This window comes from Roseibium sp. SCP15 (assembly GCF_040329435.1).
Lineage (GTDB): Bacteria > Pseudomonadota > Alphaproteobacteria > Rhizobiales > Stappiaceae > Roseibium.
Genome location: NZ_JBDZYI010000003.1, coordinates 140,866 through 154,343 on the forward strand (window position 1 = coordinate 140,866; position 13,478 = coordinate 154,343).

The following is a 13,478-nucleotide window of genomic DNA, read 5'->3' on the forward strand; positions in this document are numbered from 1 at the left end:
TGTTTGAGATCGACATCGCGGAGACAGCTTTACTACAGCGGAGTTTTCCGCTGCGCCGCAGATGGACAGCTGCCCATTTCATCTGCGGCGTTTTTTCTTTTTTTCGTTTTTCCAGCCACTTAAGTCCTTGCTGGCGAGATCCGGCCTCACAGGATTTGCACTTTTTTGCAGGCAGGCTATATGAAGCCTGAAAGACCTTCGAAGACCGGTGACATGACAACAACTTTCGGCGAAATCCTCGAGACATTCGACTTCCTAGACGACTGGGAAGACCGTTACAAATATCTGATCGATCTGGGCAAGGAATTGCCGGAGCTTTCCGATAGCGAACGAACAGACGCCAACAAGGTACGTGGATGCGTGTCTCAGGTCTGGCTCATCACATCCACCAGCGCCGGGGCTAACGGAGCACCGATCCTGACATTCAAGGGCGACAGCGATGCCTTGATCGTTCAGGGACTGGTCGCAATCGTCACTGCCCTTTTCAACGGAAAGACGGCTCAGGAGATCCTTGATACTGACGTTGAAGGCATCTTTGCAGAGCTTGGACTTCAGGAACACCTGACCCCTCAACGTTCCAACGGCCTCAAGTCCATGGTCGGCAGAATTCGCAACGACGCGCAGGAAGCCCTGGCTGCGGCCTGAGATGGATAGCGAACCTGGCCTTCGCCTGCCGCACCTCGGTCGCAATGTCAGTCCCCAATCGCATATTGGTATTTGAAAAGGTGAGCTTTCCGGCTCACCTTTTTTCGTTTCAAGATGGTTTGATGCGGTTGTTCACGCCCGCTCCACAACTTAGCAAAAGCTGCACGCTCAAACGGCTCAAAATCAGCGCACGACGTGGAAACTTGCCCTTTCCGGGAAAGTCATATGTGCCGCCGGTTCAATCTTAAAGTTGGCATACCTGCGTCTGAGAGAATGTCACTTCCGGTCGGTACCAGCTGCCTTGCTAAAGTAATTGCTCAATGGCGGCGTCCGCGAATCCTGAATTTGGCAGCCGTCCAAATGGCGCTGTGACGCATCTGCCAGCAGTAGAGATGACAGTCTCCTGCGGCCTCATCCCAAGACCGTCGACGACCAGTATCTGGCTCCAACGTCGCTACCGACCCCTGCCATAAAAATCTGGTTCAGCTTGGATTTGCATGCCCAATCGTGGAGTTCTCCCGCTTCTGGTCGCTATCGACAGCCCTTCGGGCCGCGCAAATACTTGGTCAGCTCCTCACCGCTCTTTGCGCAACTGAATTTGCATGCTAAAAGAGAATTAACGATTCTCTTTTCAGATAATGGAGGCCTTCCATGGATTATCCGCAGACAACAGGCACCAATTCGACTCCTAGCGACCTCGCGCTCATGGATGCGACCGATCAGGCAGAGTTGGTGAAAAATGGTGAAGCGACCAGTCTGGAACTGGTGGATGCAGCGATTGAGCGGATCGAAAAACTCAATCCGAAAATAAACGCGATTGCTTCTGCAAACTATGATCTTGCAAGACAGCGCGCTCGGTCGATCAGAGGTGATGAGCTTTTCTCGGGCGTACCGACACTGGTCAAGGATTTGCTGCCCTATCCGGGGCACGCAGCGGGATTCGGGTCGCGACTGCTGGATGGAGCTCCAGCGCTTACCAGCTCGGACTACGTCGAAGCGATGGATGCCAGTGGACTGGTTGTCCTGGGCAAAAGCACAGTTTCCGAGTTCGGCCTTCTGGGAACAACCGAAACACTTGCCAAAGGCGCGACTACTAACCCTTGGGACCATTCCCGGTCCTCGGGAGGATCATCGGGAGGCGCCGTGGCCGCTGTTGCCTCGGGCATGGTGCCCATTGCCCATGCCACAGACGGTGGCGGATCGATCCGCGGCCCGGCTTCCCTTTGCGGTCTTTTCGGCTTCAAGCCAAGCCGCAACAGGACACAGTCAAACGGGATCCCGCCCGAAATGCCGACAAGCGCGCTTCTTGCAGATCACTGTGTCAGTCGATCCGTGCGCGACAGCGCCCGATGGCTGAGTGCGACTGAAGGAGCGGCAGTCCCGAACAAGTTGCCAAACCCGGAAGCGCTGGAAAACGCTCTGCCAAAGAACACGCGTATCGGGTTTTATCGGAACGACAGTTTGGGCCAGACGCCCACCCCGGAAGCGGAGGCAGCGCTTCTTGAAGCTGCCAAACTCTGCGAAGGGATCGGTTGTGATGTTATCGAAATCGAAGCCCCAGGCTTCGATACCGAAGCTACTGTCGAAGCCTTTTTCGACTTGACCGGACTTACATTGGCGGGCCTCTTTACCCAAATGCAGGCCATGATGGGAGACGCATACAGTGAAGATCTTCTGGAACCCTATACGCTTGCAACAGCCGCACGTGCAAACGGTCTGACAGCAGAGGATATTGCAGGGTTTCAATCTGCCATGGTGCACGCCGCCGCCAGCGTGGAACAATCGCTCGCGCAATGTGACATCATTCTCAGTCCCACCGTTCCTTTCGAAGCTTTTCCACTCGGTCTTTACGGACCAACTGCCGACCCCGGCATCCTGGCATCGTTCACGGCAAGGCTTGCGGGCTACACTTTCATTCCATCACTGGCCGGTTGGCCGGCCATGTCCGTCCCGCTGCACTGGACCGAAAACGGACTGCCGATAGGATGTCACTTCACAGCCGCACAGAACAAGGATCCGTTGCTCTTCTCACTTGCATTCCAGCTCGAACAGGCCCAACCCTGGAATCCTCGCCTGAACGCGCTCACGGAAAGGCTCTTATGCCACAACGCCTGAAAACCGAAGTAAGGGAACGCATCCTTGCAGCTGCTGCTGAAGTGTTTGCTGAGCATGGCTTCAGGGACGCCAAGCTGGTTGAAGTGGCCCAGAGAGCGGCCACCGCAACCAGCAATATCTACAAATACTATGAAAATAAGGAAGAGCTGTTCAATGCCGTCGTCAGCCCGGCGCTAGCTGCACAATTCCTGAGGCTGCTCCGCACTCGCATCAGAGAGCTCGGACAGATTGACAATTGGCCGGGTGCCGATGCGCAGGGCTCTGAACATGCTCGTGCATTCCTGAGTTTCTGTGTTGAAAACAGGCACGTCGTTCTCATACTCCTGCAAGGTGCCAGGGGCACGCGATATGCACATATCCGGGGGCTTGTTATCAACGAAATGGAGAGACTTGCGACGGATTTTCTTCACCAGAAGCGAGCGGCAGAGGAAGCTGATCCGCACATGCGGTTCATCCTCGGCAAGCTCTTTTCCAGAACAGTCGAAACCATCGCCGATATTCTGACCGAATACGAGGATGCCCGGTCCACCCAAACGGCATTTGCGCTCTTCTGGCGTTATCAGCTCTCCGGACTGGAAGCGCTTCTCAAAGACGGGGCATAAAAACCGAAGGTAAAACAAAAAAAGAGCTGCCAAAGGCAGCTCTTTCAAATTCAATGCCGATAATACCGGCTGTTACTTCGAGCGCTTGCGCTGCTGGCCGAGGCCCATCTTCTTCGCAAGCTCGGAGCGGGCAGCTGCGTAGTTCGGAGCAACCATCGGGTAATCCGCGCCCAGGTCCCACTTCTCGCGGTACTCTTCCGGAGTCATGTTGTAGTGTGTGCGCAGGTGACGCTTGAGCGACTTGAACTTCTTGCCGTCTTCCAGGCAGATGATGTAGTCCGGCATGACCGACTTCTTGACCGGTACAGCAGGCTTCAGCGGCTCCGGCTCCGGCTCATTGGAAGCCGTTGCGGTACGCTGCAATGCACTGTGCACTTCGTTGATCAGGCTCGGCAGATCTGTTGATGCAACAGTGTTGTTGCTCACATAAGCTGAAACGATATCAGCCGTAAGATCAATCAGATTTGCATCCACCGGATTGTCAGTCATATTTCACCCGTTCTCTACTGAATTCAAAATTAACTGCGGTCTTAACCTGCAATAGGCGAGTTCCGAAAGCGCTTAAAGGAAATTCGTTACTTGCGGAATTAGAAATCAAAATTGATTCTACTTTGCAGGTGATGTTCACCGCCTTATATAGGCGGTTCCGTGATCAGACAACCCCAGAATCCAAATAAAAGTCACTAAACAGCAATAAAAATCAAATTCTATAAATATTGACTATTTCGCGCGAACTGCAATTGACAATGGTCCGATAGTATAAACACGGCTTCGAACTATTCTTGTTGCGTAGCTGATTGCCAGCAATTCCTAGCTTTTTGGGCGAACTGTCTCTGCCAAAGCATCCACTTTCGTATCGGCGCACGGGCGATACCCTGCTGCATAAGCAGCTTTCGCCAACAAATGGGCCGAAATTGGGGCTGTCAGCAAGAAGAACACAACGCCGGCAAGAGCGCGCGTAACGACGGACAGATCTCCCGCGTGAATGGCCAGCGCGAGCAGCATGACACCAGAGCCGAGTGTGCCGGCCTTGGAGGCTGCGTGCATGCGCATATAGACATCCTTCAGGCGTAGCAAACCTATGGAAGCTGCCATCGCGAACAAAGCACCAACAACAAGCATGACACCTATGACGATCTCGATAACGGCGATCATTGACCTGCCTCCCTGCGTTTGATGCTTTCCTCCACCTCTTCCATGATTGTCTCGTCTCCGGCAACACCCCGGTTCAACACGAAACGGGCAAAAGCCACGGTTGCCAGGAAACCGATCAGGCCAAGCGTGATGGCGATATCAATGTAGAGGTAGAACTCGGTCTTTACGCCGATTGCCGCGATAAATCCGATTCCAACAGCAACCAGCATATCCAGAGCAACAACCCGGTCCGGAAGGCTTGGCCCCTTCACGGTTCTGAACACGATCAGGAAGAACGAAATCGTCAGAATTCCCAGTGCAATGTTGACCGAGACGTCCAGGAACTGCGAGGCGAAGGTTTCAAACGAGTTCATCTGAACACCTCCAGGATTTTGCGCTCGAACCCGTTCTTGATGTCGTCAATCGTGGCCTGCGGGTCAGGAACGTCGATACAGTGGACATAGAGCGTTTTCCGGTCCTCAGAGACATCGACCGAAAGTGTGCCCGGCGTAAGGGTGATCAGGTTGGCGAGCATCGCGATTTCAAAGTCCCGGTCGACGGTCAGCGGAAAAGCAATAATTCCGGGCTGCAGCTCGATCTTCGGTCGCAGGACAATCATCGCCACGCGCCAGGCCGACAGCACCAGCTCGTATACGAAGAGCAGTGCAAGACCGATGGCCTTTCTGATCCGGTCAAAATACGCGGCGGTACCGACCTGTTCGCGGATCAGGTAGAGCGCACCGAAACCGAGAACGAACCCGAACGCCAGATTGATCTCAGAGAAGCTCCCCGTGACCGCGCCCCATGCTAGCGCCATGAGAATGTTGATTAGGAAGAGACTAGTCATCCCTGCTCTCCAAAGACCGATCGCAGATAGCCTAGCGGTTTGACAACGCCGCTCGCTCCTTGCGTTGAGAGTTCAATCATCCATTCCGGCTGCAGGCCGAAATAAATGACAAGAGCGGTGAGAATTCCGAGAGGCAGCCACACAGCGCCGCCAGTCAGCTGCGCTGCAGAGGCCGGGGCCGCAATTGCAACAGATTGTCCATCAGGCGTCCCTTCCGGGCCACCCCGCCAGAAGGCGTAAATCCATACGCGGCCCATGGCGATTGTTGTCAGGAAACCGCTGACCAGGATGGCCGCGGCAAGCCACGCGCGATCCGCCTGGAAAGCCGCGTCGACCAAAATGATCTTCGGCCAGAAACCCGAGAAAGGCGGCAGCCCCGAGACGGCGAACCCGAGTACAAGAAATACACCGGCAAATGCGACATTCTGCTGATAGAGCCCACCCTGCTTTCTAAGGTCATAAGATCCACCCATCATATTCATGATACCTGCGGCCATGTAGAGCGCCGTCATGACGATGATGGAATGAACAGCATAGAAAATCGCTCCGGAAATCGCGAGTGTCGTGCCAACCGACACCCCGGCGAGCATCGCTCCGATACCGGCAATGACGAGGTACCCGAGCATCCGGCGCATTTCGGACTGCGCCAGCGCACCGAGCGCGCCCGTCAGCAGGGTGACAATCGCGACAAGGCTGATCACATCGGCCATGTACTCGAGCGACTTTGGCAATATCAGAACGAAGATGCGGATCAGTGCATAAACGCCGACTTTGGTCAGCAGACCTGCAAACACCGCAGAAACCACAATGTTCGGAGTGTGGTAGGACGCCGGAAGCCAGAAATTGACGGGAAATGCTGCAGCTTTCATGGCAAAAGCCAGGAAATAAAGCGCCGCCACCGTCGCCAGCGTGCCGGATGCCGGATTTTCAAGCGCTGCGACCTTCATGGCGATATCGGCCATGTTGAGCGTGCCGAATATGCCGTAGAGCAAACCTGTCGCAATCAGGAACAGATTTGTGCCGACGAGATTGAGCACGCCATACTTGACCGCCCCGTCCAGTTGGATCCGGTCATTTCCGAGAACCAGAAGTCCGTAGGACGAGATCAGCAGCACTTCGAACCAGACATAGAGGTTGAAGACATCGCCGGTTAGAAACGCGCCGCACACACCTGTCATCAGCAACAACAGGAACGGATAGAACCCGTAGCGGCGTCCTGTGCTGTCCACAGTCGCCATGGCGAACAGACCCGCGCAAAATGCGACGATGGATCCGATCAGGGTGAGCGTCGCACCCAGCGCATCCGCGGTTATGGCAATACCGAATGGCGGCAACCACCCGCCCATGACCATGGTGATCACCCCATGATCCAGAACACGTACGAGCAGCGCCAGGCTTGCCAGCACGAGAGCGGCAAGAAACACGATACCGACCTTCGGCTGAAGATCGGTGTTCTTGCGCAGCATCAGGGTGAGTGAACCACCCAGCATGGTGATCAGCGACGGCGCCACAACGAGCCAGTCGCCCGACGCGACCGGCGCGGTTGCCATAGCTTCAGCAAGATCAACGGAAACGGAAGAACCGGCCATAAAGCTTAGTACCCTTGCGGCGGAGTTTGGTCGTGTTCAGGTTCTGCAACACGCATTCTATTCACTTCATCCGTGCCCAGTTCCTGGTAGGCCCTGAAAGCCAGGACCAGAAGAAAGGCAAAGAAGGAAAACGAAATCACGATAGCCGTCAGAACCAGCGCCTGCGGCAACGGATTGGCCGTTGCAGTTTCCGGCACATAAAGATGCGCAGGAATGAGCGGCGGCACTTCCCTTGTGAGGCGACCGTTGGTGAATATCAACATGTTGACCGCGTTGCCCAGGATCGCGATGCCGAGCAGGATCCGCACAAGATGCCGGGACAACATCAGATAGACGGCAACTGAAAAGAACAGGCCAATAAGAATGGCGACACCGGTTTCCATCAATCGGTCTCCCTTTCTTCAAGAGAAAGCGCGATCGAGCTGATGGCACCAACCACAACGAGATAGACGCCAATGTCGAAGACGAGCGGAGTGGACAAGGGTATCTCCACATCAAACAGGTCGAAGATCAGCCACTGGCTTGTCATGAACGGCTGGTCCCGAAAGAACGACAGCGTTCCGGCAAGCGCACCGATGAAAAGGCCGAAACCGGAAATGCTCATCGGGTGAAAGACGATGGCCCGTCGTACCGAAGCAACGCCGCAGGCGATACCGAAGATCGCAAGGGCCGAAGCCGCGATCAGACCGCCGATGAAACCGCCACCGGGCTCGTTATGCCCGCGCAACAGCACGAAGATGGAAAACAGCACCATCAACGCGGCCAGATACGGCGCAATTGTGCGGAAAATGACTGTACGCATCAGCGGACCTCCGCGGGTTTTGTTTGAACAATCTCGCTCGGCGGCGCTGTCTCTGATTGATCCGGCTTGGTTCTGACGCGGATCAGTGCCAGCACACAAAGACCTGCCAGGACCACAACTGCGATTTCTCCGAGCGTATCGAAACCACGGAAGTCAACGAGAATGACATTCACGATATTGCGTCCGTGGGCAATCGAGCGACTGAACTGGGTGAAGAAGTCAGATAGACGGCTGTCAAAGGGTTGCTGCGTAACCGCCAGCAGGGTCAGCGTCAGTCCAAGGCCGACCGCGACCGAAACAACACCAGTCAGTGCGATATCCGGCGCTGATCGATGATCGCGAGGCGACAGGTTGAGCCGCGTCATGACGAGCGCGAGGATCACCACCGACAGCGTTTCAACCATGAACTGCGTAAAGGAAAGATCCGGTGCGCCGAACATCATGAAGATCAGAGCGACTGCAAACCCCTGGATACCCAGCGAGACAATTGCGGTCAGGCGGGTCTTGGCGATCAGGACCGCAATCAGCCCCAAAATGGCGATCAGGAAGATACCCCACTCGTAGAAGCGATAATCCGGGAGCCTCGGCATCGCCGGAAAACTGTCCACCAGGTAACCGGGCAGCAAGACGGCGATTGCGGTGAACACGAAGGTCAGCAGCATGTAGGTCTGCATCTTGCCGGTCTGAACGATCCGCGTGAACCAGCTTGAAAAGCTGACAATTCCAGCAATGAACTGGTCGAACCCCTTGTCCGGTCCCCAACCGATCGCGGTCAGTGTCGAGGCCATCGCACTCCGCAACTTGTCGATCTGCGTGAACAGCGCAATGCCGAAACCTATTGTGACCACAGACAGGATCAGCGGCGCGTTGATCTTGGTTGGCCACAAGTGAACATCGACTTCCGTGAAGACACCAGTAAGCGAGGAAAGTGTGGGCCCGACGAAAAGAACACCCGTTGTATGAGCGAAGAAAGCAAGGATCAGACCAGCAAATGAAAGGAACACTGGCCCGGCGAACAGCAGCACCGGTCCTTCATGCGCGTGTTTGGGCGTTTCCACTTTCGGACCGAAGAACGGTTTGATTGTAACCGCCGCTGCAATCACCAGCATCAGGGCGTTGCCGACGACCGCTGTCACGGTCATTGGCAGACCGTAAATCTCAAGCCATCCCCATGTGCCGTAATAAAGGACTTCCTTTGCGATAAAACCAATGAACGGTGGCAATCCCGCCATCGACAAGGAAGCGAGACAGGCTGCCACGAATGTCACCGGCATCGCGGAGCGAAGACCACCCAGCTTGGTGATGTCTCTTGTTCCGGCCTCATGATCAATCGTGCCGGCGATCATGAAGAGCGCGCCCTTGAAGAGCGAATGCGCCAACAGGTAAAGGACCGCCCCTTCCAGAGCTTTTTCGTGACTGGTCCCCGTCAGCATGACCAGCAATCCCAGCGAAGCGACGGTCGTGTAGGCCAGCATCAGTTTCAGGTCGGTCTGACGGATCGCCAGTAGGGTTCCAACCAGCAGTGTCAAACCACCGAACAGTGGAAGAACTGTCGTCCAAAGCTCGGTGCCTCCCAAAAGCGGATGCATGCGCATCAGCATGTAGACGCCTGCTTTGACCATGGTTGCGGAGTGCAGATAGGCCGAAACGGGGGTTGGCGCCTCCATTGCATTCGGCAGCCAGAAGTGAAACGGAAATTGGGCCGACTTGGTAAAGGCGCCGCCCAGAACAAGGACAAAGATCGGCAGATAGTAGCCGCTGTCCTTGATGATGTCCGGTGAGCTGAGCAGCACCGCCATATCGATCTCACCTGTCGTGATGATGATCAGGATAAATCCGGCCAGCAGTGCGAGCCCGCCGCCGCCGGTGACAACCAGCGCCTGGATCGCGGCACGTCTTGAGGCCGCTCTCAGATGGTCGAACCCGATCAGAAGGAATGACGTGATCGACGTCAGCTCCCAGAAAATGAACAGCGAAATCAGATTGTTGCCAAGCACGAGGCCCAGCATTGCCCCCATGAACATGAACAGGAACGAAAAGAACCGACCCTGTTGCGGATGACCCTTCAGGTATCCGCCCGCATAGAGAATGATGAATGTGCCGATACCGGAAATCAGCAAGGCGAACAACGTGGAAAGACCATCCACATAGACCGAAAAGTTGATCCCGTAACTCGGAGCCCAGGCCTTGGCCGCAACAAAACTCTGCCCTTCGGAGACCGGCCCGATGAAACTCGCAAAGTGCAGAAAAATCAGCGCGGGGACCAGCGCCAGAGGCCAAGCAGCATTGTGCTTGAACCAGCGGGTCAAGATGGGAGCAACCACAGCAGCCGCAAAGGGTGCCAGAACCGCGTAGAGAGTGGTGTCGTCGATCACAGCTGGCGTCATTCTGATCTTTCGTCACGTTTTACAAGAAACGGCAGGCGTCAATCCGCTCGAATCAACACTTGATTTCCGAATAATAGCGGCCCGCAAGATTTATGACATGTCTTAGGTGTGTGTATTCTCGTCTTCAAGCATTCTCGAATGATTTTCGACCTTTTTAAGGCTTCAGGGTCTGACTGTGTTGCCTGCGCATTGCCGCCGGGTAAGGGCCGAAAACCGCCAGTGGGAACCAACTCGCGAATTCACACTATAAAGGATTGATTGCACTCTCGCCTGGATCTGAACCCAACCGGCACCGGACTTGAGGCTGCCGCCATGCAGCAAGCCACTTGATTTCAATGTCCGGATAACGTTCAGTTTCATGTAGGACCATCACGGACGAAGAGCTGGTTCTGGAATCCTGAGCGAGGCGAAAATGGCGTCGGATAAGAACAACGACACACAAACATCCGGAACAAGCCTGCTACGCCCGTCCGGTATCGACTTTGAAACTCTGCTGAAACTAAGCAACGACGCGATTGTACTTCTGGCGCTCGACGGCACTCCGGCTTTCATTTCCCCAGCCGCAGAACAGATGTTCGGTTGGACCACCGACCAGCTCGCAAGTCATCTGAGCGACTTGGTTTTTGTCGGCACACCTGATGGCGATGCGGAGCTGCTACATCAGGTTCTTTCCGGCAGCGCGACCCCGCTTTCTCCCCTTCCCCATGCAGATCTGCAACTGCGTTCCGCATCCGGCCGCTTGATCTGGGCAGAGGTGAATGCCCACCTTCTGAATGACGCGACTGGTCAGCCGTATGCCTTCGCTGTCTATTTTCGAAGCATTGCCAAGCGAAAGGAACTTGAAAGCCTGCTTGAATCCGCGACACAGACCGATCCTGTGACGGGTCTTTATAACAGGCGGGCATTTGAAGATAATCTGAAGCGTGAATGGGCGATCGCCCTGCGAGAGAAATCTCATACCAGCCTGATCAAGGTTTCCATCGATCGCTTCGACGCACTCAGTGAACATTTCGGTCAGGAAGTCGCGGACGATTGCCTGACCAAGGTCGCGACCACATTGAAGGAAACCGCGCGTCGTCCTGCCGATATTGCCGCACGAACGGCTTCCTCCGAGTTTTCACTTCTGTTGCCCCGGACCCATGAAATCGGGGCGGAAACCATCAGCGCTTACATACAGGTGGCCATCCATGATCTCGCCATCCCCAACCCGGCCAATACGGCGGGCAGCGGAGTCGTCACGGCTTCGGTGGGAGCAGCATGCACCGTCGCCAGGCAGACCGGTCTATCGGAAAGCGCCGAGTTCATTCTGGCTGCAGCCGAAAATTGCGTCTTCCAGGCCCGGCAGGAAGGCGGCAACCGGGTCAAGACGGTGATGAACATCCTGCCCGACTGAGCGCGGTAACAAATATCTGTCTTGCCGTGTTTACACCCCCTCCCTATTTCTTGCCGGAACAGACACATTCAGAAGGTTCGCAATGAGCGACGACGCCGAAAACAGGAAAGAAACAACGCCGAAAGTCAGGAAAACGACTGCAGAGTGGATGCAGCAGCTGACCGCAGAGCAATTTTATGTAACTCGGCAATCGGGAACCGAGCGCCCGTTCACGGGCCCTTATTGGGACAACAATCTGATTGGACGATACGATTGTGTGTGCTGCAACGCACCGCTTTTCATGTCCGATACGAAGTTCGACGCTGGATGCGGCTGGCCAAGCTTCTTCGAAGCTGTCCACCCCAACGCAATACGCGAATTGCAAGACCAATCGCATGGCATGATCCGCACCGAAATTCGCTGCCAACAATGTGATGCCCATCTTGGGCACGTGTTTCCAGACGGCCCGGCTCCGACGGGACTGCGCTATTGCATTAACGGGCACGCAATGAATTTCGTCCATGGCGGACAGCAACCTGCTGAAGCAGGTAATGACGACGAAAAATCAGCCTGAACAGCACAGCTGGCAAACTGGTGCACCCAGAAAAAACTCAACCGGAGGCTGTGTGATTTCGTTCAAGATTTCAACGCTGTAAGAGAGCTGTTCAGTTTTCGGTTACCCCCACCTGTTAGTTTTGCCCATATCCAATGCAGGTAACCTGGGGGTAGTTCTTGTCTGTTTCCTTCTCGCGGTGGACATCTCGCCTGGTCCCGGTCGTTCTGGGCTTCGGGCTGGTGCTTCACCTGCTGACACCTGCAAATTCAGCCGAACGCATTGTCGCTTTCACCGGGTTCCTGCCGCCGCTTTCCATAGACGAGGAGCACAAAGGCATCTCGGTCGAATTGATGGAACTTGTTGCAGAAAAAGCGGAGCTTGAAATCGACATCCGTTTTGCCCCCTGGAAAAGAGCGCAACTTCTTGCCGAAAACACCTCCGGATCGTTGCTGTTCACCGTCGCGTACACTCAGACCAGGAGCGAAAAGTTTCAGTATATCGCCCCTTTGATTTACACCGAAAGCGCGTTCGTGACGCTGGACGCGCCGCTGGACACGTTTGAAAAAGCGATCGCGGCCGACAAGGTCATCGGTGTTCATCTCGGCAGTCAGCGCAGCCGTATACTGAAACGCATGGGCGCCACAAATTTCATCGAGGTTTCATCTGCGGAGCAAATGACAACCATGCTGCAGACCGGCCGGATCGATGCCTGGTACACCATGTCCATGCGAGCAAAATACATGTTCAGGCAGATGGGCTATGAAGCGGACCAGTTGATTGCCGGCGCTCCATTGACACACGGTATTCAGTGGCTCGCAGCCAACAAGGATCTGGATCCGGATATTCGGGCCAGGCTTTCCGCCGCTGTCTCCAAGGTTTGGCGGGATCCAAGATATTGGGAAATTGTCGACCGCTATGCCAATTGAAGACAAGCTGACGGGCAGGCTTCAATTGGCCAGCGGCTTTCCTTTTTAAACTGCCGCCAAACCTAGAACAGGGCCCAGACCATCATGATGTTCCCTGCCAGCGCGACCATGTAGGCAATGGAGCGCGGCCCGGGTACTCCACTCATATAAAGAGGGACATAGGCCAGGCGCCCCCAAAAGAACAACTGCGCTCCCGATATGGCCAGCGCCAGGTTGATATTCGGAACGAGGTAGGCAAGAACGGCAGGCACCAGGAAAAACGGCAGGTTTTCCTTCATGTTGACGAGTGCCCGATCCGCCCGGGCTGTGTATTTGCCCTTTTCAGGCTGAGCATCACGTCCACCGGCGTGACGGATCAATCCTTCCGTTGGCAGGTAAAGCAACGCGTTAAAGTAGATTTGGCAGAAATAGAGTACCAGTACGGCCAGGATCCAAGTTGTCATGGGTCACTCCGGGTTTCGTGTGTTGCACGGTTCGAAGCGGGAGCCTATTTCTTTCCCGGT

15 protein-coding genes are annotated in these 13,478 nt (G+C 55.2%); 6 read left to right on the top strand and 9 right to left on the bottom strand.

The window, feature by feature from the left end; translation table 11 throughout:
* Positions 1–213: 213 nt before the first annotated feature.
* The 3 genes from ABLO27_RS14430 (at position 214) to ABLO27_RS14440 (ending at position 3,362) form a co-directional block, all read left to right on the top strand.
* Positions 214–645, top strand: coding sequence for a SufE family protein (locus ABLO27_RS14430; protein ID WP_353033643.1), 432 nt, complete (start codon positions 214–216; stop codon positions 643–645).
* 651 nt (positions 646–1,296) lie between these two features.
* Positions 1,297–2,760: an amidase gene (locus ABLO27_RS14435; RefSeq protein WP_353033644.1), complete on the top strand. Its 1,464-nt coding sequence runs from the start codon at positions 1,297–1,299 to the stop codon at positions 2,758–2,760.
* Positions 2,745–3,362 carry a TetR/AcrR family transcriptional regulator gene (locus ABLO27_RS14440; protein WP_353033645.1) on the top strand — a complete coding sequence of 206 codons (618 nt, stop codon included), beginning with the start codon at positions 2,745–2,747 and terminating at the stop codon, positions 3,360–3,362. Before ABLO27_RS14435 ends, ABLO27_RS14440 begins: the two co-directional genes overlap by 16 nt.
* 72 nt (positions 3,363–3,434) lie before the next feature.
* Here the strand turns inward: ABLO27_RS14440 and ABLO27_RS14445 are convergent, their stop codons facing one another.
* The 8 genes from ABLO27_RS14445 to ABLO27_RS14480 form a co-directional block, all read right to left on the bottom strand.
* Positions 3,435–3,851, bottom strand: a complete 417-nt coding sequence (locus ABLO27_RS14445; RefSeq protein WP_352945480.1) for a MucR family transcriptional regulator — start codon at positions 3,849–3,851, stop codon at positions 3,435–3,437.
* Positions 3,852–4,172: 321 nt separating this feature from the next.
* Positions 4,173–4,517 carry a monovalent cation/H(+) antiporter subunit G gene (mnhG, locus tag ABLO27_RS14450; protein ID WP_353033646.1) on the bottom strand — a complete coding sequence of 115 codons (345 nt, stop codon included), beginning with the start codon at positions 4,515–4,517 and terminating at the stop codon, positions 4,173–4,175.
* Entirely contained in the window at positions 4,514–4,870 is a 357-nt protein-coding gene (locus ABLO27_RS14455) for a cation:proton antiporter (protein ID WP_353033647.1), read from the bottom strand. The genes mnhG and ABLO27_RS14455 overlap by 4 nt, the downstream gene beginning before the upstream one ends.
* Entirely contained in the window at positions 4,867–5,343 is a 477-nt protein-coding gene (locus tag ABLO27_RS14460; protein ID WP_352945475.1) for a Na+/H+ antiporter subunit E, read from the bottom strand. Before ABLO27_RS14460 ends, ABLO27_RS14455 begins: the two co-directional genes overlap by 4 nt.
* Complete coding sequence (locus tag ABLO27_RS14465) at positions 5,340–6,932, bottom strand: Na+/H+ antiporter subunit D (protein WP_353033648.1); 1,593 nt, start codon at positions 6,930–6,932, stop codon at positions 5,340–5,342. The genes ABLO27_RS14460 and ABLO27_RS14465 overlap by 4 nt, the downstream gene beginning before the upstream one ends.
* A gap of 5 nt (positions 6,933–6,937) precedes the next feature.
* A complete protein-coding gene (locus ABLO27_RS14470) occupies positions 6,938–7,315 on the bottom strand; it encodes a Na+/H+ antiporter subunit C (protein WP_352945471.1) in 378 nt (125 codons plus the stop codon).
* On the bottom strand, positions 7,315–7,734 hold the full coding sequence (locus tag ABLO27_RS14475; RefSeq protein ID WP_353033649.1) for a Na(+)/H(+) antiporter subunit B: 420 nt from the start codon (positions 7,732–7,734) through the stop codon (positions 7,315–7,317). The genes ABLO27_RS14470 and ABLO27_RS14475 overlap by 1 nt, the downstream gene beginning before the upstream one ends.
* Entirely contained in the window at positions 7,734–10,121 is a 2,388-nt protein-coding gene (locus ABLO27_RS14480; protein ID WP_353033650.1) for a putative monovalent cation/H+ antiporter subunit A, read from the bottom strand. The genes ABLO27_RS14475 and ABLO27_RS14480 overlap by 1 nt, the downstream gene beginning before the upstream one ends.
* 412 nt (positions 10,122–10,533) lie before the next feature.
* Between ABLO27_RS14480 and ABLO27_RS14485 the strand changes: the two genes are divergently transcribed.
* From ABLO27_RS14485 to ABLO27_RS14495, 3 genes are all read left to right on the top strand, one after another.
* Positions 10,534–11,514, top strand: coding sequence for a GGDEF domain-containing protein (locus tag ABLO27_RS14485; RefSeq protein WP_353033651.1), 981 nt, complete (start codon positions 10,534–10,536; stop codon positions 11,512–11,514).
* Positions 11,515–11,596: 82 nt separating this feature from the next.
* Positions 11,597–12,067: a peptide-methionine (R)-S-oxide reductase MsrB gene (gene msrB / locus ABLO27_RS14490; RefSeq protein ID WP_353033652.1), complete on the top strand. Its 471-nt coding sequence runs from the start codon at positions 11,597–11,599 to the stop codon at positions 12,065–12,067.
* Positions 12,068–12,225: 158 nt separating this feature from the next.
* The gene (locus tag ABLO27_RS14495) at positions 12,226–12,975 is read left to right on the top strand and encodes a substrate-binding periplasmic protein (protein WP_353033653.1); all 750 of its coding nucleotides are present in this window, start codon (positions 12,226–12,228) and stop codon (positions 12,973–12,975) included.
* A gap of 62 nt (positions 12,976–13,037) precedes the next feature.
* Here ABLO27_RS14495 and ABLO27_RS14500 read toward each other — a convergent pair whose 3' ends face one another.
* Positions 13,038–13,418 carry an MAPEG family protein gene (locus ABLO27_RS14500; RefSeq protein ID WP_353033654.1) on the bottom strand — a complete coding sequence of 127 codons (381 nt, stop codon included), beginning with the start codon at positions 13,416–13,418 and terminating at the stop codon, positions 13,038–13,040.
* Between the last annotated feature and the right edge of the window lie 60 nt (positions 13,419–13,478).